This is a genomic window from Sulfitobacter marinus, from assembly GCF_900116285.1.
GTDB classification, from domain to species: Bacteria; Pseudomonadota; Alphaproteobacteria; order Rhodobacterales; family Rhodobacteraceae; genus Sulfitobacter; species Sulfitobacter marinus.
Genome location: NZ_FPAJ01000006.1, coordinates 58,056 through 84,575, shown reverse-complemented (window position 1 = coordinate 84,575; position 26,520 = coordinate 58,056). Strand labels below are relative to the sequence as shown.

Here is a 26,520-nt window from a genome sequence, read left to right as displayed (position 1 = left end):
GAGCGCGCTGGCATGTCAGACTTTCATCAAAATGGTAATATCGCGACGCTTCACAATCTGCGCACTCGTTCGTTACAGGAACTGACCTACGAGCTGGAAACATTCGCGCAGACCCGCAAGATGACGCTGATTTTGCCCTGCTTGTATTCAGAGCTTGAAACTGATGCGATGCCCAACATTCTGGCGGAGCTTTCCAAGGTGTCCTATCTGCACCGCATCATCATCGGCCTTGATCGCGCCGACGAGGCGCAGTTTCGTCAAGCCAAGAAATTCTTTGAAGGGTTGAACCAGAACCATATCGTGATCTGGAACGACAGCCCGCGGATGCTGGAACTGGGGGCGCGGCTTGATGCTTTGGGGTTGGCACCGTCCGAACCGGGCAAGGGTAAAAACGTCTGGACCGCCTTGGGCTATCTGATGTCCTGCCAGGACAGTTCCGTGATGGCGCTGCATGATTGTGACATCGTAACCTATACCAACGAACTGTTGGCCCGGCTGATTTACCCCGTTGCGAACCCCCATTTCCCCTATCAGGTGGCCAAGGGATTTTATGCGCGGGTGGGGAATAACAGCATGAACGGGCGCGTGACACGGTTGCTGGTCAGCCCACTGTTGATTGCGCTGAAAAAGGTGGTCGGTGACCGCGATTATATCGATTATCTGCGGTCGTTCCGCTATCCGCTGTCGGGCGAATTTGCGATGCGGACGGGAATTTTACCCGATCTCCGCATCCCGTCCGACTGGGGCCTCGAAATCGGGGTGTTGTCCGAGGCATGGCGCAATCTGGCACCGCATTCCGTCTGTCAGGTTGAGATTTGCGATAACTATGATCACAAGCACCAAGACCTGTCTGCCGAGGATGCCTCGGCCGGTCTAAGCCGCATGTCGACAGATATTTGCAAGGCGATTTTCCGCAAACTTGCTGCCGACGGAACCGTGTTTTCCAACAATATTTTTCGGACGCTCAAGGCCACATATTACCGCACCGCGCTGGACCTGCTTGAGGCGTATCACACGGACGCCGTGATGAACGGGCTGCAACTTGACCGTCACAAAGAAGAACAGGCGATTGAGCTTTTTGCCGAAAACATCATGCGCGCAGGCAGCCATTTTCTGGAGAACCTGAGCGAGACGCCATTCATTCCCGCTTGGAACCGGGTGCATTCTGCCGATCCGGGGTTTTTGGCAGATTTGCATGCAGCCGCAGCGGCGGATGAGGCCGAATTTAGCTAGGGTGGTTGGTGATCCAGCGGCACTGATAGGGGGCCAGCGATATGGTCTCGATTTCGGGATGCAGGGCTTCACCTGACAGCAGATCAATCCATGTCTCGTCTTCGATCATATTCAGCGCCGCCCCTTGGATCGTGACAGTTTCATCGCTGACATTGTGCAGGGCAAAGATCGATTGCCGCCGGTCCAGGCTTTGCCGCCAGAGGGCGAAAATCCGGGCGTCTTCAAGGTTAACTGTGAATTGCGTGGCATTGGGGTGAAAGGCGGTTTGGCGGGCGCGCAGCTGTAACCGGTCGGTCAGGGCGGTCATCACGGCAGCTTGGGGGCTGGCCGGATCGGCAAGCAAGCTCTGAAGCGTGGGATAATTCCAGCGGTGGCGGTTGATGGCGCGGTTCATGCCCCGATGTTCAACGCCCGCATGATCGTTTGGTGTGGCAAGCAGCGAATGGATGTAGAACGCAGGGATCCCTTCGAGGGACATCACGATGGTTTGCGAACAGATGAACCGGTCGAAATGATGGTCGTCGGTGCCTTTGAAGGTGCGGCTCATCGCGTCGTAAAATGTGGTGTTCAGCTCGTAGGGGGATTGCCCGCCATCCGGCAGGGCGCGCATGGACACCAGCCCGCCGAGTTCGCGCACGGTTTCGATGACCTTTTCTTTCTCGCCCTCGGGCAGCAACCCCTCGGCCGGGCGCATTCCGATGCCGTCATGGCTTGCGGTAAAGTTAAGATAGGCACAACCCAGCGGGGCAGGCGGCATGGCGCGCTGCCATTTGCGCAGATATTGGGCCGATCCCGACATCATCGCGTGCAAAATCAGCGGCGGGAGGGGGAAGTTATAAATCGCATGCGCTTCGTCCCGATTGCCGAAATAGCTTAGGTTTTCGCCCTTGGGGACGTTGGTTTCGGTCAGCAGAATGATCTTTTCAGGGGTGTGATCGCACAGCAGGCGCATCAGTTTAATGATGGCGTGGGTCTGGGGCAGATGCACGGATGGGCTGCCCACGACCTTCCAGACAAAGGCGACAGCATCAAGGCGGATGATCTGCACGCCATTGTCCACATGCAGCCGGATGATCCGCAGAAATTCAAGCAAAACCTCGGGGTTGCGGAAATCAAGATCGACCTGATCATGGCTGAACGTACACCAAACATGACGGGGGCCTTTGGTGGTCTCGACCTCTTGCAACAGCGGGGTCGTGCGGGGACGTACCACCATGCTCAGATCGTCGGCGGGATCAGCTTCGAAAAAGAACCGGTCATAGGGCGGTTGGCCCTGCCGATAGGCGTTGAACCAATTGCTTTGGCTTGAGACATGGTTCAGCACCAAATCCGACATCAGCGAGAAATCTTTGGCGATACGGTTAATGTCCGGCCAATCGCCCAGTTGCGGGTGCACCGATCTAAAGTCGGACACGGCAAAACCATCATCAGACGTAAAAGGGAAAAACGGCAGGATATGAACGCTGTTCACGGCCCCATTAAGATACCGTAGCAAGAAATCATGAAGCAAATCCAATGGCTTGTATGCGCCATCAATGATTGAATTGCCGTAGGTGATGATCAGTGCGTCTTTTTGGGACCAAAGATTGTTGCCCGGCGCGCGGCCCCGTTTGCGGCGCGGAGCCTGCGCGGGCCAAAAGGCATCTACAATCAGACTGGCAAGCACATTGGCGTCTTGATCAGGATAGATGTCCTGAACAAGACGCGCGATTTTCACGCTAAGAGGCGGTGTCTTGTCTGTCATGAAGGGGTTGCCTGATTACTGCATTGCGCCGTGATCTTAACCAACCCCCGCAAAATGCAAAGCGTTTCAACGGGATCGGGCCGGGATCAAGGGGCTTGCTTGGGGCAGAAGGCCTAACGATTGGGCAGTTTAGGTCGTCATGTGTTGATTACTCATATCCGCCATAGCCAATACCGGCCCCTTGATGGCGGCATTTATTCAGAACCACGCCCAGCATTTCCGCCTGACCAGATAACTCACGTTCACATTGGTCGATCTCTTGGGTTGTTGTCACCTCGGCTGCGGCGACGATCAGGACGCAATCGACGTGGTTGGCAATGGCCATCATATCGTGGCTCTGCAGCATAGGCGGGGTGTCAAGGATCATGACCTCGGGGGCATAGGTTTTCTGGATGTCATTCAAGGCAAGGGGCAGGTAGGGGCTGGCCAATACAGGTGCGGCGTCGGTGGCCGGGACGCTGTTGGTTGCGATGGCAAGATTGTCCCCCACCCGCAGCGCGACCGCGCCAAAGGGCCGATCACCGCGCAAAAAATGTGCCAGATCGATGGGCGGGGCGACCCCCAGCATATCGGCCAAGGACGGTCTGCGCATGTCCATTTCCAGCAGGATACTGCGGCAATCGCGCCGCCGTTGCAGGCTGAGTGCGAGGTTCAAGGCGAGGGTGCTTTTGCCGCATTCCGCCGTGGGCGAGGTGATGGCGATCCGCCGCCAACCCTTGTCGGCCATATAGCGGATCAAACGGCTGCGCAGCATATCATAGGGCATGGCATCAACCCCGGAATTATGGGCGAAAATACGCTGTGATGACAGGTGATCAGGGTCAAGCGTACAGGGTGCCAAAGCATCCCAAGCAGCATGAAATGCAAGGGTTTCTTGCACGGACGGGATGGGTTTGAGACGAGGGTTAACAGGTGCCCTTGGTGGATCGGGTAGGGGGCGTGAAACATTCACCTTGGGGGTTATCCTTGTGGCTTGGGCAGGCCGGTGATGGCATGGGCGCTGCTGGCTGCGGTGGCTTCATAATAGGTTTGAACGGCCCAAAATCCGACAGGCACCCCGGCCAAAAGCATCATTGCCCCGCCAAGTGTCAGCCAGCGATGCCACCGCTTTTCGAGGCGGCTATGTTGATAGGGCAGGGTCGCAAATGGTGTAATGCCCAAGGCACCGCTGATGTCAGCGGGGCGGTGAATGCGTTTGCTGAAATGATCTTTGAGCGCGACAAAGACCAACCCAAATGCCAACCCAATCGCAAGGCCGGCGACCAAGGCTATAAACTTGCTTGGCCCCTGAGGATAGAGAGGTGGCACGGCGGCTTCAAACAAGGAAACATGCTGGCCCTGGCGAAGGGTCTCAATCATCGTTCCGGTTTGGGCGCGGACTTTGTTGGCTAGGGCGTGGTCATGTTGCAACCGTGTATTGGCTTGTGCGCGTTCCAAATTACCGAGGGTGATTGCGTTGGATGGCGTCGTTTTGATCGACGCCGACAGCGCCGCCATTGTGGTCGTGATGCGGGTTTTGCGCGCATCCAGTTCGGCCAAATCCGCATCGATCTCTGCGCGCTCGACCTCATAGCTGGTTAGTGGGTTGGGTGCGGTGCCGCTGGCTGGCCGTATTCTCGCGCGCAGCCCTTTGACTTGGGACATTAACATTTTGACCCGTGGGTTGTTGGGCGACAGCAAGGCCGATTGGGTCGCGAGCTCTTCTTCGAGCTGGGCCAGTTGCACGACCTCGTTGGATGGGGACAGCTTGGCCATTTTTGCGGCAAGTGCGTTTTGGCGCTGCTGCACCTTGGCTTTATGATCTTTCAGGGTGCCGATTTGTCGTTCGACCTGCAGCAGGCGTTCCTGAGCAGTGGTTTGCTGGCTACGTCGAAAGGCGAGATTGTCCGGCAAACTGTTCGAGTTTTGCTGCCGAAAGGCAAGAATTTCAGCGTCTTGAGCGGCGAGTTCAGTCTCGAGCCGTGCGACGTCTTGGGTGAAAAAGGCCAATGTTTTCCGCGCGGTTTGGGTGCGCGTGGCAACGTCTTGTTGCAAAATCATCTGGGCAATATCATTGGCCACATCCGCGGCCAGATCGGGGGAGGAACCCTTGAATCTGATGCTGACAAGCGGGGCGGCATCGCGGCCCGGCGCGTGGGCCATCACAATCCTAGTGCGCAAATCGCGGATCAGATCATGGGTGGAAAGGCGTGGCGTGTGGTAAATTTCGTGGCGCGCGGCAAGTTGCAAAAGACTGTCGCGGGCCAGAATGCGTTGCAGGCTAAGCTCTAGCTGCGCAAGGGCCTGCAGGCGTACGGTGGAGGGCGCCAGATCGCCGGGTATCTGTTCGGATTCCACCAAAATACGCGCGGTGGCGACATAGACCGGGCTGCGTAACCCAATGATGGCCGCGGCACCGGCGAGCCCCAACATGCCAGCAACCAAAACCCAATGCAGTTGCCGCAACAGCCGGGCCATATGAAATCGGATATCCATGCCCTAGCGCAGCGTCGACGCGACGGCTTGGGCGGCAAAGGGCAAGGACTGCTTTTTCGTCATTGGCATCGCGGCTTTCAGTGCGGAAAAATGTGGAAAAGGGGTTCACCAATTGCGCTTTAGTTGGGTCGCATAGTGTTAAATCGTGGTTAACGGCCTCGAGCCTTTTGACCCTTCGTCGGCTGATTGGTAGTGGCCCAGATTTACTTGGTTAATTTAACCTTGTGGTAACCGTGATGGCCTTAGCCGTTTCGCAGCGATTCACTAAAATGATGCCCCAGTTTGCGGAAACTGCGCAATCGCGAGGGGCGAAACAGGAGGGCCTGCGATATGATATTTCACGACTTTGACACAGCAGCAGGGCCGTTCAACATTACCCGCGCTCAGCCACTGGAACCTTACAAAATTGATGATGGTGGCCCAATCAGCCTATACCGCAATGGCGGCAAACGTTTGTTTGATCTGCTGGTTTGTCTGGCCATTGCACCGCTCGTGCTTGCGCTTGTGGCGACATGTGCGGTGATGATTTGGTTAACCGGCCATCGCCCGTTTTATTCCCAGTTCAGGATCGGGCTGAATGGCAAGGTTTTCAAGATGTGGAAGCTACGTTCGATGGTTAACAACGGCGATAAAGTTCTGGCCCGGCATCTGGCACGTAATCCGGCTGCAATACTGGAATGGCATTGTTTTCAAAAACTGAAAAATGATCCCCGGGTGACCCGTTTGGGGGGCTTTCTGCGACGCACGTCCTTGGATGAGCTGCCGCAGATATGGAATGTTATAAAGGGAGAGATGAGCCTTGTCGGCCCGCGCCCGATGATGATTAGCCAGGAGCCGCTTTACCACGGCCGAGACTATTACAATCTGGTGCCGGGGATCAGTGGGAACTGGCAGGTATCGGCGCGAAATCAGGCGGACTTTGTTGATCGGGCGGCCTTTGACAGCGACTATTCAGCGACGCTGTCCTTGCGCGGTGATCTGGGAATTCTGGCCAAAACCGTCGGCGTGGTTCTAAAGGCCAATGGCCACTGAAACGGGCGCCGACGTAACGGTGATCATCGTCAGTTATAATACGGCAAAGCTAACGCTTAGGGCGATCGAAACCCTATATGCCAACACGCGTGAAACGTCATTCGATTGCGTGGTGTTCGACAATGCGTCCGGTGACGGGTCAGCGGCGTTGATCCGCGCGGCCTTCCCTCAGGTTCAGGTGATTTCATCGGATCAGAACATCGGATTCGCGGCGGCAAATAACCGGGTCGCTGCGGCTTTTGATACGCCATATCTGCTGCTTTTGAACCCCGATACTGAAACCCATCCCGCCGCGCTTGATGAACTGATCAGCTTTGCGAAATCGCGGCCAAACGCGGGTATCTGGGGCGGGCGGACTGTTTTTGCCGATGGATCGCTGAATATCTCGTCTTGCTGGGCTGTTCCATCCCTGCGCAGTCTGTTCTTCCGGGCGTTTGGCATCGCGCGGTTGTTTAAAACGTCAGCGTTTGTGAACCCCGAGGCCTATGGTGGCTGGTCCCGCGATTCTATTCGAGAGGTCGATATCGTCGTAGGATGTTTTCTGCTGATTGGCCGCCCTCTTTGGCAGAGACTGGGTGGTTTTCAGCGCAAATACTACATGTATGGAGAGGACGCCGATCTGTGCCTGCGCGCGCGCGATCTGGGGTACCGCCCCTGCATTACACCCAATGCTCAGATCACCCATCATGTCGGCGCGTCCACGGCGCGGAATGAGGAGAAAACCATAGCGGTGATGAAGGCGCGGGCGTCGATCTTGCGTGATCATTGGCCGAAATGGAAGGTGGGGCCGGGGATTGCATTGATGTGGCTGTGGGCCGCCCTACGGTATCTGGGGTCCCGTGCGTTTACAAAATCACGACGCGCCTCTGCGGAGCATTGGCGCGCGGTCTGGGTCCGGCGCGCCGAATGGCTGCGTGGTTATGCATAGGCCTGGATCTGTCGTTTCGCGATGACAAGCGGAGAGTAGCGGTCAACGTCATGCAATTGCGCAAGGGTCATGTTTCCGAGATACGAGGCGGTCACCGAAAAGGTCGAGTGACGCGAATAAATCAAATGATCGCAGCGTGACAAAAGCCACATGTCAGTCAGGGCGTTTTCGGCCTCGTGCACTTTTTCAATATCGGATATCGGCCAATGCAACCTGCTGGCGTCCTTCGGCAGGTACTTTTCTATATGCTGCACATTGGGGAATTCCGACGCGATTTGCGTCTGAACATGCGCGTTATCGGTGGCCAGAAATATCGTGGCGTCTGGCATTTGAGCTAACTTTTGCCTAAGCGCCGCTTTGATGGGCCCTAGCGGAATTTTACGATCCGTATAGCGGATGTGAACACCGATACTGGGCGTGGTGAAAGTCGCCGCCGCCGCGTCGACCTGTTGTAAAATCCGGAGATTTGGCGTGAAGAACTGCGCAAGATATCCCGCGATGATATCTTTTTCGGACCTTGTGGCGAAATTGTGGTCGTGGCGCAGGTGCCGGGAGATCCGTTTGAACTTTGGCAGATAGGACCAGAACACCGCGACGTTTTCGGGTGCGTCAAGACGGCCGAGGTCCACGCAAAATTTGCGATAGGCAACGGGGTTTGAATGGCTGCGCGGGGCGAATTTTTCTATCATCTCTTGCGGTGTCAGGCCCAGATTTCCGGCCCAAATCGCGGGCGTGACCGAGGTCGTTATCGCGTCATAGGTTTCGCATTTCTGGGTGATTGGCGTTTGAAATAGAAGCGGGTAGGCGTTGGTGCCGACGGGGGCATAGCTGCCGTCGCGCCAATCGATAATCGGGGTCCGCCCGGTCAGATCAGCAAAGGCAAGGCCGCAGACGGCGGAAAGAATCCGGTTGCCCAAGCCGCCTTTGCCCTTGATCAACAATATTGGTTTTACCATTGCCCGCCCAGTCTTTTTCCCCTGCGCAAGCCGCGCTTGGGGTCAGGATCATGGTTAACCATTTACATTTCTTTAACCGCTAAAGGGCCAAGCTAAGGCAATCACAATCAGGTTCCGGGGAGAGAAAATGCGCCGCTTGAGTGCTTGGAAAACAGACAATCTGTGCCGGATCGCTTTACTGTGCATTGGGATGGTTCTGGGTGCCAGCAGCCTGACTGCGCAGCCCTATCATATCAGGGCGGGTGATGTTTTACTGATTGAAGTGTTGGAAGATCCCGAATTGAACCGGTCCGTTTTGGTAACGCCGGATGGCCGCATTTCGGTGCCGATGGCCGGAACGATGCGCGCTTCAGGCCAACCGATTGAGGCTATTCAACGTGGATTGGCCGGTCGGCTGGACGCCGCGTTTACCAATCCTCCGACCGTGTTCGTATCGGTCCAGCGGTTGGCAGATCCCCGTTTGGAAGCGGGCGTGATGACCCAGCCCAAGTTGATTTCAATCTATGTCATGGGCGAGGCAAACAGCCCGGGCATGTTGAAAGTCCCCAAAAATACCAACGTCTTGCAAGCTTTTGCCGCGATGGGTGGGTTCACCAAATTTGCGGCGATTAAACGTATCCAACTGCGCCGCGCGGCGACGATTATCCCGCTGAACTATCGACAGATTGAAGCAGGCGCGCAAGAGGCGCATATGCAACTGCGCGAGGGCGATGTGATCGTTGTGCCCCAAAGACGGCTGTTTGAATAAGGGCAGCGCCGTGGGCGGGTGCGTCTTGCAGTGCTGCGCAGTCGCGGTCTTTTGCACGTTATTCCCTGCGCTGGCGCAGGCTGCGGGATTGGGAGGGATGGCGGTCGAAACCTCGGTTGATGTTCAGTCAAATCCGCAGCTCGACGCGGCGCAGTCGCAGCGGCGCGATCAGGCTGGTACCGCATTCAGCTTTGGCGGGCTGAGCGAAACCCGCAGTCAGAAATTATCGTTAATGGGGGGTTTAGCGCTGCGCGGGTCGGATGGGCCGGGCGGTGACGACGTGGCAAACGGAGTCGTCGATCCGTTCCTTGCCATGCAATATGATCGTCAGGCGCGCGACGCGTCGCTCTCTCTTGCTGCACGGTTTCAAGAGACGGATCTGGTGCAAAGCGGCCCCGGAGAGTTTGGGGGCACATTCGAGTCCGGAACCGCAAAACGGCGCAGCTTCGGCGCAGAGATCGACCTGAAACTGAGAGAAAACGCGCGCCTCGGATTTGGTATCTTGGCGGTTGTGCAGAAAACCGATTTTGTCGACGGGACGGCGGTCGGGCAGGGCGGGCAGGCGCTCAGCGGAACTACGCGACACCGTTTGGATGTGCGGGCTAGGTTAGATCTGGACGCGGCCCATCATGTGTCGGCCACACTAGGTTACCGCGTTTTCCGTCAGGAGGCTGCGCCGGGTAGCCGCGAGAGCTTTCACCTTGATGGTATTTATCAGATCGATCGGCCATTGGGGCCGTTTTCGGTCAGGATGGGTTATGTCAGGGCAGAGGCCGGACATCGGGTGAGCGGGGCGGTGGACCGTGTGTTGGCGCTGCCCAACGGCAAGCTGCACGCTGGGATCGGTGCCGCGCGCGGTGCGACAGGTGGCCGATATGTAACGGGGCATTTGGACTATAAAGCCGCGTTTGGCCGGGGGGAATTTGAAGCTCGTTTGCGCAGAAAGCTGGCCAGTAGCGATCAAGATGACAGCGAACAAGTCAACACGGCAATCGCGCTTCGCTATCGGATAGAGGGGACGCCGGTGGATGGCATCGCTGTGCAAATCGACTGGGAGGAGGCAAAGAACCCTCTGTCAGGGTTAACCACGATCAGCCGTATTTTCGCGATTTCATATGTCCGATCGCTGAGCCGCAGAGCGCAGTTCACCGTCGGCCTGCGTCGGCGAGACTTGCGTGACAGTGTCAGTGGTACGGGGCGATCGAATGAAATATTCATGTCGTTCACCCGCAAATTCAGCCCGCGGTTCTAGGGCCGTTTTTCAAACAACCGGGCGTAGGCGGCCAAGAGATTGGGGACTGAATGCGCCCAGGACAGCTGATCAAGCACCCGTTTACGGCCCAGCCATCCCATATCCCATCGCATTGAAGTCTTATCGATCAGCACCTCGATTTTGAGCGCGAAATCAATGGGATCGTTCGGCTTGGCATAAAGCGAAGCAGGCCCGGCAGACACGCGCCCCTCGGTCAGGTCAAACTGTACCACGGGTTTTTCGAGTGTCATATATTCCATCACTTTGTTCATGGTGGAAACATCATTCATAGGGTTTTTAGGGTCAGGGGCCACGCCGATATCGATGGCGTTCAAGGCATCCACAAGGGCGCGGTCATAAAGCGGACCTGCAAAGGTAAAGCGATCCTCTAGCCTGCGTCGCGCCACGTCGCGGATCATATCGCGATGTGCGGGGCCAAAGCCGATAATCAGAAAGTGAACATTTGCGCGGGCTTTGTTAACCAGATAATCGGCCGCCCGAACAAGCAAATCCATGCCTTCTTGCTGCCCGATGACGCCGACATAGCCGATCAAGGTTGCGGCCCCTTTGCGGTAGGATTGATCCCCGGTGGCGGGCAGAAACGTATCGGTTTTTGGTGCGGACCTGACCGTAAACACATCAGAGGGATACATGCGACCGCGGGCGATTGCGATGGCGCGAAAGCTATCATTCGTGGCGATTGCAACATCGGCGGTGTTGAATGTCATACGCTCAAGCAGCCTTATCAGATAATAGAGAAGGCCGCGTCTGCCAAATTTTGCCTCGAATAGTTCAGGGCTGACGTCGTGATGATCAAAGACATAGCGCACGCCGCGCTTCCGGTACCACCGGGCAAGCAGAAACACCAAATCTGGCGGGTTGCACCCCTGAATGGCGTCAAAGGGGCGTCGTTCCCAGATTGTTTCGGCAAGTTTGAACCAGTGCCAAAGGGCGTGCCCGTATTCGCGCGCATAGGCGAAAATGCCTGAATGCGCCTCGAAGGGTTGAGGGTAGCGATAGATATGTACGCCTTCGATTTGTTCATATTCTTGATCCCATCCGCGCCCCATGGGGCAGATAACGGACACCTCATAGCCCGCGTTTTGCAGGGTTGTCGCCTCGAGCCAAACGCGGCGGTCTAGGGGCACTGGCAGATTTTCCACGACGATTAAGATATGTCGATCTGGATGGTCCGTCATATGTCCAACGTGGCTGGGGCAGGGTCCGCCTATTGGGGGTGGAAGACATAAATTTTCGGTAAACCTGCGGCGAGTTATTCTTAAACTGTCGGAATGGGGCCTGCGTTTGACGGCTGATTGCCGCGAAGTTGACACATCTTCGCGGTGTCTTGCCCGCGTTGTCCGCCTTCTTAAATGCCAAGAGAAAACCCATGCACATCGAAGAACAGAATGCGCCTAAAACCAGTCTGGCGACGCTCACCCTTGCGGGTATTACGGTCGCTTTTGTGCTGGTTGTCATGTTGGGCGGATGGGCCGCGCGCACGAAAATTAGCGGTGCTGTCATTGCGCGAGGTCAGGTCGAAGTCGCGGGCAAGCCAAAGATTGTCCAAACGCTGGATGGCGGTATCCTTGCCGAGATTTTGGTGGCGGACGGGGATCATGTTGCAAAGGGTCAGGTGCTCGCGCGACTGGATTCGACGCAGTTGCAAATCAATCTGGACATGGCGCGCACCCGCTTGGCCGCGGCGCTGACCTTGCGCGCGCGGTTAGAGGCAGAGCGCATGGGCGCGGATGATTTGGTGTTTGATTACGCCGATCTGCCAATGCCGGCCCAACATCTGGGTGACGTCATTCGCAAGGCTGAAGACCGCCAGCGGGACATATTCGAGGCCCGGCAAGACATGCGCAGAGGGATGGAAAAGCAGATGCATGGGCATTTGGCGGATTTGGATACGCAGGCGCAGGGGATTTCGGGACAGATGAAAGCGCTGGAACGGCAGCTTTCATTCGTGCAAAGCGATCTGGCCAGTATCAACGCGCTGCTGGCCAAGGGGTTGTCGCGCCGTGATAAATTGACCGAGGCCTTGCGCCGGCAAGCGGCGTTGCAGGGCAATCTGGCGGAACGGCAGGCTGAATTGGCGAGCGTGAACAACCACCGCCGTGAGATTGCGATAAATGCCGATCAAGAGGAACGCGCGTTGCAGGAGAAAACGGCGACAGACCTGCGCGAGCTCTTCGTTGAGATTGAGGAGCTGACCTTAGCGATCGTCACGCGGGAGGCGCAGTTGCAGCGGGTGGAATTACGCGCCCCGGCAAATGGCATCGTACATGAATTGCAAATGACCACATTGGGCGGGGTAATCCCTGCGGGGGGGACGCTGCTGCATGTGATCCCACAGGATGCTGGCCTAGCATTTGAGGTGCGCGTACCGCCGCGGGACATTAACAAAGTGCGCCGTGAACAGCCGGCACAAATCGTAATGACGGCCCTTGATCCGCAGAAAACCCCGAAACTTGCCGGGCGGGTGGCGGCTGTGTCGCCTGAAACCATCACGGATCCGATAACCGCCCAGCCTTTTTATCGGGTGGCTGTACATATCGCGCCCGAGGAGCTGGGCCGTTTGCCCCATGTGGAAAAACTGATCGCTGGCATGCCGCTTGAGGTGTTCTTGCAGACCCGCGAGAAAACCGTTCTGAGCTATCTGACGGAACCTTTGATGGCGCAGTTGAGCCACGGTTTTCGGGAGTAGAGGTCGTGGTGAATTTCACGCGTTAAGGATTAATTAACCGCGGCGATGCCCTAAAAGGGGATGGCTAGCACAGATCAACCTTTTGTCATCACCGTCGTGATCCCGCATTTGAACCAACGTCTTGGGTTATTTCGATGTTTGGAAGCGCTGGACGCGGGCCATCGCCGCGCGGATGAAATTATCGTTGTGGACAATGGGTCAGTGCGCCCGCCCACTGAGATTTGCAACCAGTTTGCGAACGTGCGGCTGCTGCACCAACCGGCACCGGGTCCGGGACTGGCCCGCAATATGGGCGTAGAGAACGCGGCCGGCAACATCATTGCTTTTATCGATGCCGATTGCATTCCAAGTCCGGGATGGTTGGCCGCCGCGCAGGATTTTATGAAATATGAGTCCGCTCAGATTATCGGCGGCGACGTGCGCATCGCATGTGAGAATCCTAAATCGCTTACGATGGTGCAGGCCTATGAGAGCATCTTTGCCTATCGCATGGACCGCTATATTTCGCGGCAAGGGTTCGCCGGAACCGGGAATTTGGTCATGCGGCGCGGTGTTTTTGACCGTGTCGGCCCGTTTGCGGGGCTGAAAAAAGCCGAAGACCGCGATTGGGGGCAGCGGGCGAGTCGTATGGGCTACGAAATACATTTTGCCCCTGACATGCGGGTGTTTCACCCCGCGCGCCCGAACTTTGCCGCGTTGCAGGCAAAATGGGACCGTCAGATATCGCATGACATGGGGCAGGGTACGGGGTGGCAAGGCCGGTTGAAATGGACCGTCAAGGCGCTGGCCCTTGCCGTGTCGCCCGTTGCCGAGATTCCGCGCATTGCAACCAGCAAACGGATCAAAGGTCTGGGCAACCGGGCCAAGGCGTTTATCTGCCTCGCAGGCATTCGGGTGCATCGGTCGCGGCGGATGCTACAGATGCTAACGCGTGGTGATGCGGGTTGCTATCTCTCGCGGTGGAATAGATCAGATGCGGGGTGATCCATCTGCGTTTGACGTGGCGCTTATCAGCCCCACAGCGCCCAAGCCGGGCTAAGGGATTATGCTGCGTTCAGCCGGTTTGATCTTTTCAGGTAACGTCGCAAGCGCTGCCTTGATGATGGTGCGCACCTTGCTGGTGTCCCGGTTGATCAGCCTAGAGGATTTTGGCACCGCATCGGTTTTTCTGCTGGCGGTGGCCCTGGTCGAGATGGTGTCGGCCCTGGGGTTTCAACAGCAAATTGCACAATCGGCCAATGGCGACGCGCCAGAGTTTCAATCGGCGTTGCAAGGGTTTTCCGTGCTGCGGGGCGTCGTGATCGCTGGCCTGTTGGTGGCCCTTGCCGCCCCGCTGGCGTCGTTTTTCGCGATCCCGCATGCGCTGTGGGCGTTGTATCTGATTGCGATCTTGCCGCTCATGTCTGGCTGCGTCCATTTCGATGCGTATCGATTTGGTCGGCAAATGGCCTATTGCGCATCGGTGTGGTTGAGTGTGCTGCCACCCGCCGTGTCGTTGTTATCTGTGCTGCCGCTGTTTCATCTTTTTGGCGACTTCCGGGTGCTGGTTTATGCGATCATGGTGCAGGCGGTGCTATCGCTGTTGATTTCGCATATGGTGGCAACGCGGCGCTATCGCTTGCGGCTTGATGCCGCTTTCATCCGGCAATCCTTCAAATTTGGGTGGCCGTTGATGATCAGCGGTACCTTGATGTTTTTGGTATTCTACGGGGAAAGGGGCATCATTGCGCGCCATTTCGGCCTTGAGATGATGGCGATCTTTTCCATGGCGCTTTCGCTGACCTTGACGCCTGCGCTGGTTCTGACACGCAGTACGATGGGCTTTTTCCTGCCCCAGCTGTCAGCAGCCCTGGGGTCAAGCGGTTATTCGGGCTTGGCGGTTGTCATCTTGCAGACCCATCTGCTTTTGGGCTGCGTCATGGTCATTTGCGTCGCCTTGTTTGGCGGGCCGTTCCTGATTGCGGTGCTGGGGCAGAAATATGTTGCGGCACTGCCTTTGTTGGTGTGGCTGGCATGCCTGATGGCATTTCGTGTGTTCGCGGGGGGATGTGCGATTGCCGCCCTTGCGGCCAGCCATACGAAAAACGAGATACTTGCGAATTTCGTACGGGTGTCGCTGCTGCCTGTTGCGTGGATGATCGTACGAGGAGGCGGCGATGTTATGACATTGATCTGGATCGGTATCGTAGGAGAGGCGGCAGGGTATGCGATCGGTCTGGGCTTGGTGCTGGGCCGGCAACATCTGCCTTTGCGGCCATTAATACTGCCGCTGGCATCGGCAATGGTTCTGTTGATCTCCGCCTGCGCGCTGCAGGCTGAAACAGAATGGGGGATGAGCGCGGGGGTTTTGGCGGTGCTACTGGCACTGACGCTGCTCGGCATGCCGCAGCTGGCGACCTATCTGCGCAAGAATACCGCCACCGGTTTCACGGTAAAACCATGAGCAGAGCCGCGCGTGACACCCTTGTCACAAGTATCATGAGGCGCGCTGGTACCCCTCTGCGAGATGTGGCGCAGGGACGTGATAACAATTTCAACCTGGTTCGGTTTTGTGCGGCGACGGCGGTGCTGGTGTCCCATGCTTGGCCCGTAGCACTTGGGCCCGAGCAGATCGAGCCGCTTAAATCCGCGCTTGGGCATTCTTTGGGGCAGTTGGCTGTCTATGTGTTCTTCGCGCTTTCAGGGTTCTTTATCACGGCCAGCTTTGAGCGGTCGATGTCGCCGGCTGTGTTCATCACGTTGCGTGCTGCGCGGTTGTTTCCCGGCCTTGCTGTGTCGCTGGTTTTTGTGGCTTGCGTTATCGGGCCGCTGGTGACGATCTTGCCTGCAAAAGACTATTGGACAGACGCAGAAACCGGCATGTTTTTCTTTCGCAACATGGGGTTGGTCTGGCCGCAATACACCTTGCCGGGGGTGTTCACAGGCAATCCCTATCCGACAGTCGAGGGATCAATATGGACATTGTCGCACGAGGCCGCGTGTTATTTCTTTGTGTTGATCTTGGGCGTAACCGGCATATTGGCCCGGGGTGGTGTATTGTTTTGCGTGCTGATCCTTTATGCCGCCTTTTATGCGGCCCCGGTCGAGTTCCACCACAGAATTGTGCAGTTGCAATGGCTGTCTTTGCCGTTTGTCGTTGGCATCGCGTTTTGGAAATGGCGTGGTTGGCTACGGCTGTCCCTGCCGGTCTTGGCGGGGCTATGCGTGTTTGCCTATCTTGGCAGAACGACGCCTTTTGCCTATCCGCTCATGATCCTGGCGCTTAGCTATGGGGCGTTCTGGTTGGGTTATGCGCCGTCGGGCCGCGTCAGGCTGTTCAACCGGTTGGGCGACTATTCTTATGGCATCTATATTTATGCCTTTCCGTTGCAGGGTTTGGCGGTTTGGCTATGGGGAGCCGGATCACCAATGGCAAATATTCTGCTGTCGTTCCCGATGGCACTGATCTGTGCGGTGGCATCGTGGCACTGGGTCGAAAAGCCCGCGCTTGAGAATGCGCGGGCGGGGGCTGTTAAATGGCCCCGATTCAAGCGGTTGTGGTGATGGCCCCGATGCGCGACTGTCCGGCAGTGATGGCGTTCCCCATCAGGTCAACTCGGTAGGCCGCCCGCCCGACAGGTATGACCGGCAGAGTGGTTGCCAGCGCCGGGGTATAGTCGCCGCCGCCTGTGTCAAACCCAAGGTGGGATCGATTATCAGCAAAGGCGGTGGCGGTTCCCGTGCTTTCGCCTGCCGATGCGATTTCTCCCAGCCAAGAAACCGGGCTGTAATCTGCTGCGTTGTTCGACCCGTTTGCAACTGCGTTATGCGACCACCCAACCTTGTAGCGAACTGGCCAGTTTCCTGTGTTGCCTCCCTGGCTTGCGAATAGATCGCTTTTGATGTTCAGCAGTTCAAAGAGGTTAAAGCTGACATGGGCGGACTTGGCGACGTTCACCGCACCGTCAAGATACATTAAATTGATGCGCTCTCCGATGATGCTATTATGTTGAAACACAACGTTTTCGGCAGGGTTGGCGTCACTATCCGCATTCAGGCGGACGGCTGCATTGCTGCTGCTCCCCCAGCTTTCGACGATATTGCCGACAAAGGCCAACCCGCGCGGGCCGATGGGGGCGTTGATGTTGATGATCGGATTCAAGGTCGATCCGTTCGAAAAGACATTCCACCCTAGGAAAATACCTTCCATCGCTGGGCGGGCGCTGGTGGGCGCGCGCCAGGTGAATTCGGGCAGGTTGGAACAGCCTGCCGCTTGATAGGTGATCGTGCCAGCGCAGCGGTCACAGCCGATCGCAGTGACCATTGTGGCCTCGGTCGAGAAAAAGTTGCCTTGCTGCGGATCGCCCCCTGCACCGGTCGCGCAATTACGTTGAAAGAACCGCCCGACGCGGTAGACCCAAGCACCGTAATAGCTGGTGTTATTGGCGTCCCAAATGCAATTTTCGGTGACGAACAGATGGCTGGGCGATGCGGCACCGCTGTCTAGAAATACCACGCTCTCCCCGGTTTTACGTAGGGTCAGATCGCGGATTTTCAGCTGGGTCGGGATGGCGTTGAACTTGCTGGTGCCCCCATCCGTCAGAACCGTGCTGCCCCGTTTTGCGGGATCGGCGGCTTCGATGATCAGGGGCACGTGGGTGCTGGCGCCCTGACTTTTGAAGGGGGTGAAATCATGGACGCCTTCGACCAACCTGATGATGCCGCCGCCGGTATCATTGGCCCGCCCATAGGTGTTTGTGTTGAACGTGCGAATGGCCACGCAAGCTGCCACGATAGTGGCAAATGGGGCAGCTGAAGCCGTTGCCGCGTCACTGGCAACCGCGCCGGTGGCGTCATTACCGGCAAGCGCATCGACATAGGCGAAAGCGGTGCCATATGCGCCGGTGCGGTCGTTCAGCAGACGCAAGGTGGTCAGATTGGGCGACGGGTAGGCATCCGCGTCCGTTGAAATCGTAAACGGATCGCCGACCCAAGGGTAAATCACCGCATCAATCGTTAGCTCCGCGCCTTGGGTCAAGGATGTCAAATCCATGTCGGTCGCAAAATGCGGGACATGCAGCCCGGAGGCGTCGAAATGGGCCGAGGTCATCGAAGACACGATCTGCGTTACGCTGGTCACCCCATCACTTGCAACGAACGCCACCGCAGCCACCGGCTGGCCCAGTCTTGCAAAGCCATGGGCCACGGCAAGACGCAAGGTGTGGACGGGTCCGCTTGCGTGCTCGCGGTCATGGTTTAGCCACATCGCCACCGGCTTGGGGTAGGCGCGGGTGCTGGTGTTGGTGACACCGCTGATGCTGTCGCCCGCGTAAATGAAATCAGATAAGGCGATTTCGTCATCTGTCAGGGTTTCATGGTCCGGATAAGGTTCACGGATCCGGGAAGAGAGGGTAACTTGGTCGGTCTGTGTGGCCGGATTGCCGGACCCGTCAAAGCCTTGTCTGGTAACGACAAGGGGGGGTGTCGCGGGGCTTAGAGCGGTAGCTCGCGGATGAACAGCGCGCCAACCGTCGGTCAGAATATGTGAAACGTTTGGGACAGGGGCTGCCGCGTGGTCGCCCGTCGGCGTTTGTCCCAGATGCGTGCCGATCCCGATTGTCATTTGCATGGCAGACCTTCCCGTTACCAATTCTTCAAGATTGCCCGGTATATCAGCGGCTCTGCGGGCGTTGCGCGGGCAGGCGTTTGGCCGGCGGGATGGTTAATCTTCACCGTATTTTAAACTTGACAGGTTTCATTAAAGGGCAGGCGCGGTGCGTGGTTGCGGCAAGGGCAGGATGTAGTGGATGAGCATCGCGGACAGTGAATTTTCGCGCAATTTTAATGGATTATATGACCCGGACCTGCGGCGGCGCAGTTCTGTTGGTGTTGTGATTGGCATCTTTCTTTTGCTCATCCTTTTGCCGATCGGGGTTAACATCGGGCCGCTTTACCTCAGTGGAACGCGTCTTTTCCTGATCGTGGTGATCATACCGCTTGCGGTGAATTTGATCCGGGGGCGATACGGGCCATTTATCGCGACTGACGTGCTGTTTGCGCTTCATTTTATCTGGATGAGCCTGGCATTAGGGGTGAACAACCCCGATCAAGCCGTGCAAAACGCTGGTGCGACGGGGGCTGATTTCCTTGGTTCTTATTTGCTGGGCCGGGCCTGTATCCGTACCCGCGATGACTTTCTAACGCTGATCCGCGCCATTGTTGCGCTGATTATTATTTGTCTGCCGTTCGCTGTGATTGAGGCGGTTACCGGGATATCGCCGCTGATTGAAATGGCCGGGCGCATTCCTTTTGTGTCTGCACCGCTTGACCTGTCCATCGATAGGCGGTTGGGGCTGGAGAGGGTGCAGATGGGATTTGAACACCCGATCCATTGGGGGGTTTTTTGTTCGGTTGGGACGGCGATTTGCCTTGTGGGATTGCAAGCGACGTTAACCTTTTTTTCCCGTGTACTGCTGACAGTTTTGATCTGCCTCAGCGCGCTATTGGCGCTTTCCAGCGGGGCAATCCTGTCTGTCGCAGTGCAGATTGGGTTAATCCTATGGGCCGCAGTGTTTCGTTCGAACCCCAAGCGGTGGCTAATTTTGCTGGTTGTCATGACCCTGTGCTATGGCGCTGTGGATCTTTTGTCGAACCGCACGCCCCTGCGCGTTTTCATGAGCTACGCAACCTTTTCCGCTGACAGTGCGTATTGGCGCGCCACCATTTTCGAATGGGGTATGGTTAACGTCTGGGCACAGCCCATGTGGGGCTTGGGCCTGAATGATTGGGTACGCCCTATCTGGATGCATACGGCCAGCATCGACAATTTTTGGCTGCTGTCGGCCATGCGGTATGGCATCCCCGGCTTTGCCTTTCTGGCTGGGGGCTATGGCTACGCCGTGTGGCGTATCGGCATGCGATCCTTGCGCGAGGATGACGCGCTCTGGCCCTTGCGACGGGCGTGGGTGTTCTGCTTTGTTGGTCTGACGTTGGCGCTGGCGACTGTGCATGTTTGGGGCACGCTTCACGCGCTGGTGTTCTTTCTGTTCGGGTCAGGCATGTGGTTGTTCCCGCACAAGGTTGCCGCGGTGCGCCAGCCAAAAATCTGGTATGTTCCTGAACGCCGGCTGCCCAAGTTCAGCAGAGCAAACCCTGTACAATATACGCAGTCGCTCAGCGTGGATTATGCCGGGGCTGAGGGGCACGAGATGCCCGCTCGACCCGGGACTTTATCCAGTTAGCTAAAGTTTTCCGCGCATAGATGGGGCGGACTTTCAAAAGCGAAAGGTTTTTCCCCTAGCATCGGGCCGACCCAAATTTGTTTCAGGAGCAACTGTAATGGCGGCGGTGGATGCGTCAAATAAATACGCCGCGGCGTTGCGGAGGCAAAAACCGGGCGTTGGATTTGTCCTGATCCTCAGTGGGATTATCAGCATTCTGATGCTCACCGGGTCAATTTATATGCTTCAGGTATACGACCGCGTTTTGTCCAGCGGCTCTGTCGTGACGTTGACGGGCCTTTTTGTGATCGTCGTCATTTTATATCTGTTTTTCGGCGTATTTGATCTACTGCGCCAACGCATTTTGTCGCGCATTGGCACGCGCCTTGAATGCGACCTTGGCCGCAGTGGGTTCTTGGGGCAATTTCAAGCAAAACAAGGGGCAAATAACAACGCTACTGACCCGCTGCGCCACCTGTCTGGGATTAGTCAATTTTTGTCGGGGCCTACGGCGGGTAACTTGTTCGATCTTCCTTTTGTGCCCGTGTTTTTGACAGTCTTATTTATTGTCCATCCGCTGCTTGGTTTTATCGTGGTGGGCGGTGCGGTTGTTGCGGGGGTTTCTGCATGGGTTGCCAGTGTCATCGCCGGCCGTTGGCAAGCGCAGCGCAATCAGGGGGCCGCTCGCCAAGCGGAGTTTACCACCGAAGCCGTGCGCAATTCCGAAGCAGTGATCGCCATGGGCATGGAAAATAATCTGGCAGCCCATTGGCAAAAAATGCAGTTGGCCAGCCTGAAAACTCATCAAAAGGCGGCGCAAGGCAGCGAAATCCTTGCGTCTTTTTCCAAGACATTCCGCTTTCTTCTCCAGTCCTCCATTCTGACGGTGGGCGCAGTTTTGGTGCTGCGTGAAGAAATTTCCCCCGGCATGATCATCGCCTCCTCGGTTTTATCGGGCCGCGTTCTGGCCCCGATCGATCAGGCCATTGGGCAATGGCGGGCGATTGCCCAAACGCTTTATTCGCATCGCGCTTTACTGGAATTTTTTGAAAACACCACTGTTCGAAATGGCACCATTGAACTACCCAAACCCTCTGGCCGGTTGACCGTCAAATCGTTGACAAAGTTCGCCGCCGGGGCCAGCGCGTCAAGGCAGGAGCTCCTGTTGCAAAGTGTTAGCTTCAGCCTTGAACCGGGTGATGGTTTGGGCGTGATCGGCAAATCAGCGGCGGGCAAATCGATACTTGCGCGTCTCTTGGTAGGGGCTTGGCAACCAGACCGGGGTGAGGTGTGCCTTGATGGGGCCGGTTTTGATAAGTGGCCCGCGGGTGCGGTTGGCCGTCACATCGGATATCTTCCTCAAACGGTGACGCTTTTGCCGGGAACAATTGCTCAAAACATCGCGCGCTTTGACAGCGACACAACTGATGCCGATATAGTGGTGGCGGCGCAGCTTGCCAATGTACATGACCTGATCTTGCGCCTGCCAAACGGCTATGCAACCGAAGTGGGAGGTGCGTCTGGATCACCGTTGTCCGGGGGGCAGATCCAGCGGATCGCGCTGGCGCGGGCGGTCATTTTCAAGCCGGCGTTGATCGTATTGGATGAACCGAACGCCCATCTTGACGGGGCAGGTGATACCGCCTTGGAAGATACGATTAAGCAACTGCGCGCGGCGGGCAGCACCGTCGTTGTGATGGCCCACAGGCCAAGCGCAATCGCGGCCGTGAATAAGATCTTGGTCCTTGATCAAGGCCGCATGAGCAAATTCGGCGAAAAGGAGAAAATCCTAGGCTCGGCACCGAGACCGCAAACCCCGCGGCTGCGTCAGCAACTTTCCAATCACGTAAAACAAGGCTGATCATAGGCTGATTTAGCCAAAGTGCAGTGGGGGTCAGCAGCTATCACACTGTTCACGTCGTCAGCTGAAAGGGCAACGCTCTAACGAGCACTCAGCCGCAACAACATGACTAGGTGCTCGCGCAATACCATGTGGATCAGTGTGCCAAAAACACCGGCAGATCTGTCTGTTCGACCAGCGTGCGGGTGGTCCCGCCAAAGATGGCTTCCCGGGTTCTGGAATGGCCATAGGACCCCATCACAATCATATCGGCACCGGATTCCTTGGCATGATCGAGAATGCAGTCCCCGACGGGTTGACCGCCGCTGGGATATTGCTGAACGGTGACGCTGCAGCCGTGGTGCGTCAGCCATTTCGCGAGGTCGATACCGGGGTCTTCACCTTCACCAAACTCGGTCATAACCGGGTCAAAGGTTCCGATAATCACTTCGTCCGCCTGACGTAGCAGCGGCAATGCTTGCTGGACGGCGCGCGCGGCTTGTAGCTGCGTGTTCCAGGCAATGAAAACCCGTTTGGGATGCGGCAGAACAATCCCTTTTGGATCATTCAGCAGAACGCCAACGGGGGACTGAAGCAAGATGCCGTAAAGCGCCTGTTTGAAAAGCGTTTGCGTGGTACGCAGCCCCTCGTCGATCCAGGCCATATCGCAAAGCATCGCGCGCCGGGCAATATGGTCGGCGATGGCGGCAGGTTCAGCGGCAACCGTGGATACATCGCCGGACACCTCATGCTGTTGAAGCAGGTTTTCAACCTCGGTCTCTTTTGCACGCAGCGCGGCTTTGGTGGCGTTAACCTCTTGCTGCCACTGAGGAGAAATATCAGGGGTGCCAAAGGGTTCGACGCTTACGGCATAGTAAGAGAACACCGGCATTTCGCCCACGATGACGATGGCAGCATGGGCAGGAATTGCGCGGATCACCTCAAGCTTTTGCGCCAAGGTAGCGAGCGATGTATCGGTGCCGATCACCAAGAGGATTGTGCTATTTTTCATGTTGAGTCCTGTGTTGGTATGGCGGTTCAGACCGGCACGGTATGGGCTTGGGGCTTGTCCATCAGGCTTTTCCCGATGTCGAGCAGCCTGGCGTATTCAGCGGCATAGTCATCCATCGCCTTTTGGAAAAACGCGGTTTGTATTTTCTGGACGTCGGTTATTTCCTTTGCCTTCAACAGCTTTTGCTGGGTATCCACGTCCTCTTTGATCCGGTCGGCGGTAAAGTTCAGCATCTCATTGCCCATCTCAATCATCGCCTCCATCCAATCAGCCCCGGAAATCGAGGGCGCGTGAAGGCCGTTTCCCTGCATGGATTTCATCAGTTTGACCATTGAAGGGGCGAGATCAGTTGGCTTTTCCGTCGTGCTCATAGCGTGTCCTTTCAGGTTCATTTGAAGTTGAAGCGATTCTAGCAGTTCGCGCGCGCTGCGGATTGACCTGCATCAATCACCGGTCTGTCGCCTGACAACCGGGCCTAAACCCGCCCATGGCCCCAAAATTTTTGCGCTGATTGACGAAGATCAAGCCGCTGCAGTGTCCGTTCTGACAAATCTGTTTGCAGCAAAGCGCGCCGAGTCGGCGGACGGGTGGCACCATGTTCAGTGCCACTTGAATACAGCAGGGGGTCCACCCCCGCGCATCAAAGGAGACAACCGATGACAGCACAAACGGACGCAACCGACGTACAAAACGGTGCGCAAGCGCAGGGCAAACTGGGGCTTATTCCGCTAACGGCTTTGGTTGTGGGGTCCATGATCGGGGGCGGTGTTTTCAGCTTGCCGCAGAACATGGCGCGCGGTGCCTCGGCAGGTGCAGTGACCATCGGTTGGCTGATCACCGGGATCGGGATGCTGGCGCTGGCCTTTGTTTACAGGAACCTGTCCACGCGCAAACCAACCCTTGATGCAGGGCCGTATTCATATGCGCGCGCAGGGTTCGGCAATTTCATCGGGTTCAACAGCGCGTGGGGTTACTGGCTTAGCGCGTGGCTGGGGAACGTATCTTATGCCGTGCTGATCTTTGGTGCGCTGAGCTATTTCTATGCGCCCTTTGGTGAAGAGGGAAACACCTGGCAGGCTATTGTGGGTGCTTCGGTTGCATTGTGGCTGGTCCATGCGCTGGTGCTGATGGGTGTCCGGCAAGCTGCGATCGTCAATACAATTACCACCATCGCCAAATTGGGGCCGATATTTCTGTTTATCGTGCTGGTTTTCGTGGCGTTTAATATGCCCACCTTTGAATTGGATTTTTGGGGTACGCAGACACCTTCACTGGGCAGCATCACGGCGCAGGTCCAAAGCACGATGCTTGTCACGCTTTGGGTGTTTATCGGCATCGAAGGGGCCAGCGTCGGATCGGCCCGCGCGGCCAAACGCAGTGATATCGGCAAGGCGACGATCCTCGGGTTTGTCAGCGTTTTGCTGGTCTATATGCTTGTGTCCTTGCTTTCGCTTGGGGTGATGTCGCAGCCCGAACTGGCGCAACTGCCCGCAGCGGCGTCGATGGCGTATGTACTGGAATCCGTGGTTGGCCCGTGGGGTTCTGTGGTGGTGCGCATCGGTTTGGTGATTTCGGTGGCAGGTGCCTTCCTCAGCTGGACATTGCTGGCTGCGGAAATCCCATTCCGCGCCGCGCAAGAGGGGATGCTGCCCGCGTTCTTCGCGGTTGAGAATAAGAACGGATCGCCCTCTGGCGCGCTTTGGATCACCAATATCTGCGTGCAGGTTGTGCTGGTCGTGACGCTTTATGCCAACTCGACCTACCTCGCGCTGTTCTACATCGCCTCGACTGCCATTCTGGTGCCTTACGTTTTCTCGGGGGCCTACGCTCTTAAGCTGGCAGTGACCGGCGAAAGCTATGGGCCGGGCGAGGGGCGCGGCATGGATATGGCGATTGGCGGTCTGGCAACAGTCTATGGCGCGTGGCTCGTCTATGCGGCAGGGCCGGCCTATCTGCTGATGTGTGCGATCCTCTATGCGGTGGGTATCCCGTTTTACATCTGGGCGCGTAGTGCAAACCGCGAACGCGCCTTCACCGGAGCAGAGCTTTTGACCGCGTTGGTGCTGGTCGGTGCGGCTGTCGTGGCAGCCTACCTGATGTGGATCGGCACCATTAGCGCGCTTTGACCTTACGATAATAAGAGGACCGTTCTCATGGAAAACTTTGGCAAGCTCGGTGTTTATTCGGAAACAGGGAAGCTGCATCAGGTGATCGTCTGCCGGCCCGGTCTGGCCCACCGCCGCTTGACCCCAGCGAACTGTCAGGAACTGCTGTTTGATGATGTGTTCTGGGTCAAGCAGGCCCAGAAAGACCACGATGTTTTCACCCACACGATGCGCAGCGAAGGTGTCGAAGTATTGGACGTCAACGATCTGCTGGCCGAAACGCTGGAGCTTCCTGATGCGCGCGATTGGGTGCTGGATCATCGGCTAACGCCGGAACAGATCGGCGTCGGTATGATGTCAGAACTGCGCGCCTGGATGAACGAGCTGTCGGGGGCCCAGCTGGCCGAATATCTGCTTGGCGGGCTGGCCACCGATGATTTGCCGTTCAAGCCATCCGGCCTGTTCGGCAGCTACTTAGGCACGCATGGATTTATCCTGCCGCCGCTGCCAAACGCGTTGTTCACCCGCGATAATTCAGCTTGGATCTATGGCGGGGTGTCCGTCAATCCGATGCATTGGGCGGCGCGACGCCCGGAGACATTGCTGAACACGGCGATCTATAAATTCCATCCCAAGTTTGCCGACAAAACCACGATCCATTGGGGCGATCCGACTGCCGATCACGGTCTTGCCACCGTCGAGGGGGGGGACATCATGCCGGTGGGCGATGGTGTTGTGCTGATAGGTATGGGCGAACGGTCATCGCCACAGGGTGTTGGGCTGCTGGCCGAAGCGTTGTTCGACACAGGTGCCGCGCGGCGGGTTCTGGCCTTTGCCATCCCGAAATCCCGTGCCGCCATGCATCTTGATACGATTTTCACACTCTGCGGCGGCGATGTTGTGACCACCTTTAAGGAAGTGGCCGATGAACTTGTTTGCTACGATATCCGCCCCGGTGATGGCCCATTACCTTTGCAGTTTCGCCATGATCCACGGCCCATCTTTGACATCGTGGCCGAGGTGCTTGGCTATAAAAAGCTGCAGATCGTCCCCACAGGCGGCAATACCGCCGAGGAACGCGCCCGCGAACAATGGAACGACGGCAACAACGTGCTGGCGCTGCGCCCCGGCGTGGTCATTGGTTACGACCGCAACGATGACACGAACGCCGCGCTTAAGGCGGCCGGGATCGAGGTACTGGCCATTCCCGGTGCCGAACTGGGGCGCGGACGCGGCGGCGGCCACTGCATGAGCTGCCCGACCATGCGCGACCCTGTTTAAGCGGA

General features: G+C 57.0%; 21 protein-coding genes. 13 read left to right on the top strand and 8 right to left on the bottom strand.

The genetic code is table 11. From position 1 onward, the window contains the following. Window positions 1-12: 12 nt before the first annotated feature. Complete coding sequence (locus BM347_RS15440) at window positions 13-1,233, top strand: glycosyltransferase family protein (RefSeq protein ID WP_093917401.1); 1,221 nt, start codon at window positions 13-15, stop codon at window positions 1,231-1,233. Here BM347_RS15440 and BM347_RS15435 read toward each other — a convergent pair. From BM347_RS15435 to BM347_RS15425, 3 genes are all read right to left on the bottom strand, one after another. Then, a complete protein-coding gene (locus BM347_RS15435) occupies window positions 1,226-2,977 on the bottom strand; it encodes a sugar phosphorylase (protein ID WP_093917400.1) in 1,752 nt (583 codons plus the stop codon). The genes BM347_RS15440 and BM347_RS15435 overlap by 8 nt on opposite strands. Before the next feature lie 148 nt (window positions 2,978-3,125). After that, the gene (locus tag BM347_RS15430) at window positions 3,126-3,929 is read right to left on the bottom strand and encodes a CpsD/CapB family tyrosine-protein kinase (protein ID WP_139226511.1); all 804 of its coding nucleotides are present in this window, start codon (window positions 3,927-3,929) and stop codon (window positions 3,126-3,128) included. 8 nt (window positions 3,930-3,937) lie between these two features. After that, complete coding sequence (locus BM347_RS15425; RefSeq protein WP_093917398.1) at window positions 3,938-5,452, bottom strand: GumC family protein; 1,515 nt, start codon at window positions 5,450-5,452, stop codon at window positions 3,938-3,940. A gap of 330 nt (window positions 5,453-5,782) precedes the next feature. Between BM347_RS15425 and BM347_RS15420 the strand changes: the two genes are divergently transcribed. Both BM347_RS15420 and BM347_RS15415 read left to right on the top strand, forming a co-directional pair. Beyond that, complete coding sequence (locus tag BM347_RS15420) at window positions 5,783-6,484, top strand: sugar transferase (protein WP_093917397.1); 702 nt, start codon at window positions 5,783-5,785, stop codon at window positions 6,482-6,484. Next, window positions 6,474-7,412, top strand: coding sequence for a glycosyltransferase family 2 protein (locus BM347_RS15415; protein WP_093917396.1), 939 nt, complete (start codon window positions 6,474-6,476; stop codon window positions 7,410-7,412). The genes BM347_RS15420 and BM347_RS15415 overlap by 11 nt, the downstream gene beginning before the upstream one ends. On the opposite strand, the gene BM347_RS15410 is transcribed toward BM347_RS15415, so the two are convergent. Beyond that, window positions 7,403-8,368, bottom strand: coding sequence for a NodZ family protein (locus tag BM347_RS15410; RefSeq protein WP_093917395.1), 966 nt, complete (start codon window positions 8,366-8,368; stop codon window positions 7,403-7,405). The two genes, BM347_RS15415 and BM347_RS15410, sit on opposite strands and share 10 nt — an antisense overlap. 127 nt (window positions 8,369-8,495) lie before the next feature. Here BM347_RS15410 and BM347_RS15405 point away from each other — a divergent pair, with 127 nt between their 5' ends. Both BM347_RS15405 and BM347_RS15400 read left to right on the top strand, forming a co-directional pair. Continuing rightward, window positions 8,496-9,116, top strand: coding sequence for a polysaccharide biosynthesis/export family protein (locus BM347_RS15405; protein WP_093917394.1), 621 nt, complete (start codon window positions 8,496-8,498; stop codon window positions 9,114-9,116). Window positions 9,117-9,213: 97 nt separating this feature from the next. Next, window positions 9,214-10,368, top strand: coding sequence for a hypothetical protein (locus tag BM347_RS15400; RefSeq protein ID WP_093917393.1), 1,155 nt, complete (start codon window positions 9,214-9,216; stop codon window positions 10,366-10,368). Here the strand turns inward: BM347_RS15400 and BM347_RS15395 are convergent. Beyond that, a complete protein-coding gene (locus BM347_RS15395; RefSeq protein ID WP_342742194.1) occupies window positions 10,365-11,531 on the bottom strand; it encodes a glycosyltransferase family 4 protein in 1,167 nt (388 codons plus the stop codon). The two genes, BM347_RS15400 and BM347_RS15395, sit on opposite strands and share 4 nt — an antisense overlap. A 227-nt stretch (window positions 11,532-11,758) precedes the next feature. Here BM347_RS15395 and BM347_RS15390 point away from each other — a divergent pair, with 227 nt between their 5' ends. From BM347_RS15390 to BM347_RS15375, 4 genes are all read left to right on the top strand, one after another. Beyond that, entirely contained in the window at window positions 11,759-13,078 is a 1,320-nt protein-coding gene (locus tag BM347_RS15390) for an HlyD family type I secretion periplasmic adaptor subunit (RefSeq protein ID WP_093917391.1), read from the top strand. 60 nt (window positions 13,079-13,138) lie between these two features. Continuing rightward, window positions 13,139-14,062: a glycosyltransferase family 2 protein gene (locus tag BM347_RS15385; RefSeq protein ID WP_093917390.1), complete on the top strand. Its 924-nt coding sequence runs from the start codon at window positions 13,139-13,141 to the stop codon at window positions 14,060-14,062. Between the two features lie 61 nt (window positions 14,063-14,123). Continuing rightward, the gene (locus BM347_RS15380) at window positions 14,124-15,521 is read left to right on the top strand and encodes an oligosaccharide flippase family protein (RefSeq protein WP_093917389.1); all 1,398 of its coding nucleotides are present in this window, start codon (window positions 14,124-14,126) and stop codon (window positions 15,519-15,521) included. Continuing rightward, complete coding sequence (locus tag BM347_RS15375; RefSeq protein WP_245764294.1) at window positions 15,518-16,621, top strand: acyltransferase family protein; 1,104 nt, start codon at window positions 15,518-15,520, stop codon at window positions 16,619-16,621. The genes BM347_RS15380 and BM347_RS15375 overlap by 4 nt, the downstream gene beginning before the upstream one ends. Here the strand turns inward: BM347_RS15375 and BM347_RS15370 are convergent. Then, window positions 16,605-18,686, bottom strand: a complete 2,082-nt coding sequence (locus BM347_RS15370; protein WP_175498602.1) for a hypothetical protein — start codon at window positions 18,684-18,686, stop codon at window positions 16,605-16,607. The two genes, BM347_RS15375 and BM347_RS15370, sit on opposite strands and share 17 nt — an antisense overlap. A gap of 178 nt (window positions 18,687-18,864) precedes the next feature. Here BM347_RS15370 and BM347_RS15365 point away from each other — a divergent pair, with 178 nt between their 5' ends. Beyond that, window positions 18,865-20,298: an O-antigen ligase family protein gene (locus tag BM347_RS15365; RefSeq protein ID WP_093917387.1), complete on the top strand. Its 1,434-nt coding sequence runs from the start codon at window positions 18,865-18,867 to the stop codon at window positions 20,296-20,298. Between the two features lie 97 nt (window positions 20,299-20,395). Further along, the gene (locus BM347_RS15360; RefSeq protein WP_093917386.1) at window positions 20,396-22,138 is read left to right on the top strand and encodes a type I secretion system permease/ATPase; all 1,743 of its coding nucleotides are present in this window, start codon (window positions 20,396-20,398) and stop codon (window positions 22,136-22,138) included. Between the two features lie 136 nt (window positions 22,139-22,274). Here the strand turns inward: BM347_RS15360 and BM347_RS15355 are convergent, their stop codons facing one another. Beyond that, entirely contained in the window at window positions 22,275-23,129 is an 855-nt protein-coding gene (locus tag BM347_RS15355) for a universal stress protein (protein WP_093917385.1), read from the bottom strand. A 26-nt stretch (window positions 23,130-23,155) separates the two neighbouring features. Next, window positions 23,156-23,500, bottom strand: a complete 345-nt coding sequence (locus tag BM347_RS15350; RefSeq protein ID WP_175498601.1) for a phasin family protein — start codon at window positions 23,498-23,500, stop codon at window positions 23,156-23,158. A gap of 285 nt (window positions 23,501-23,785) precedes the next feature. On the opposite strand from BM347_RS15350, the gene arcD reads away from it, so the two are divergent. Further along, window positions 23,786-25,255 carry an arginine-ornithine antiporter gene (gene arcD / locus BM347_RS15345; RefSeq protein ID WP_093917383.1) on the top strand — a complete coding sequence of 490 codons (1,470 nt, stop codon included), beginning with the start codon at window positions 23,786-23,788 and terminating at the stop codon, window positions 25,253-25,255. 27 nt (window positions 25,256-25,282) lie between these two features. Further along, window positions 25,283-26,515: an arginine deiminase gene (locus tag BM347_RS15340; protein WP_093917382.1), complete on the top strand. Its 1,233-nt coding sequence runs from the start codon at window positions 25,283-25,285 to the stop codon at window positions 26,513-26,515. The last annotated feature ends 5 nt before the right edge of the window (window positions 26,516-26,520 follow it).

Bases quoted from the DNA above. Each gene is read 5' to 3' on its own strand.
- BM347_RS15380 (WP_093917389.1), top strand. From the start codon at position 14,124: ATGCTGCGTTCAGCCGGTTTGATCTTTTCAGGTAACGTCGCAAGCGCT.
- BM347_RS15415 (WP_093917396.1), top strand. From the start codon at position 6,474: ATGGCCACTGAAACGGGCGCCGACGTAACGGTGATCATCGTCAGTTAT.
- BM347_RS15420 (WP_093917397.1), top strand. From the start codon at position 5,783: ATGATATTTCACGACTTTGACACAGCAGCAGGGCCGTTCAACATTACC.
- BM347_RS15385 (WP_093917390.1), top strand. From the start codon at position 13,139: ATGGCTAGCACAGATCAACCTTTTGTCATCACCGTCGTGATCCCGCAT.
- BM347_RS15440 (WP_093917401.1), top strand. From the start codon at position 13: ATGTCAGACTTTCATCAAAATGGTAATATCGCGACGCTTCACAATCTG.
- BM347_RS15435 (WP_093917400.1), bottom strand. From the start codon at position 2,977: ATGACAGACAAGACACCGCCTCTTAGCGTGAAAATCGCGCGTCTTGTT.
- BM347_RS15410 (WP_093917395.1), bottom strand. From the start codon at position 8,368: ATGGTAAAACCAATATTGTTGATCAAGGGCAAAGGCGGCTTGGGCAAC.
- BM347_RS15400 (WP_093917393.1), top strand. From the start codon at position 9,214: ATGGCGGTCGAAACCTCGGTTGATGTTCAGTCAAATCCGCAGCTCGAC.
- BM347_RS15425 (WP_093917398.1), bottom strand. From the start codon at position 5,452: ATGGATATCCGATTTCATATGGCCCGGCTGTTGCGGCAACTGCATTGG.
- BM347_RS15355 (WP_093917385.1), bottom strand. From the start codon at position 23,129: ATGAAAAATAGCACAATCCTCTTGGTGATCGGCACCGATACATCGCTC.
- BM347_RS15405 (WP_093917394.1), top strand. From the start codon at position 8,496: ATGCGCCGCTTGAGTGCTTGGAAAACAGACAATCTGTGCCGGATCGCT.
- BM347_RS15340 (WP_093917382.1), top strand. From the start codon at position 25,283: ATGGAAAACTTTGGCAAGCTCGGTGTTTATTCGGAAACAGGGAAGCTG.
- BM347_RS15365 (WP_093917387.1), top strand. From the start codon at position 18,865: ATGAGCATCGCGGACAGTGAATTTTCGCGCAATTTTAATGGATTATAT.
- BM347_RS15390 (WP_093917391.1), top strand. From the start codon at position 11,759: ATGCACATCGAAGAACAGAATGCGCCTAAAACCAGTCTGGCGACGCTC.
- BM347_RS15370 (WP_175498602.1), bottom strand. From the start codon at position 18,686: ATGCAAATGACAATCGGGATCGGCACGCATCTGGGACAAACGCCGACG.
- arcD (WP_093917383.1), top strand. From the start codon at position 23,786: ATGACAGCACAAACGGACGCAACCGACGTACAAAACGGTGCGCAAGCG.
- BM347_RS15350 (WP_175498601.1), bottom strand. From the start codon at position 23,500: ATGAGCACGACGGAAAAGCCAACTGATCTCGCCCCTTCAATGGTCAAA.
- BM347_RS15360 (WP_093917386.1), top strand. From the start codon at position 20,396: ATGGCGGCGGTGGATGCGTCAAATAAATACGCCGCGGCGTTGCGGAGG.
- BM347_RS15375 (WP_245764294.1), top strand. From the start codon at position 15,518: ATGAGCAGAGCCGCGCGTGACACCCTTGTCACAAGTATCATGAGGCGC.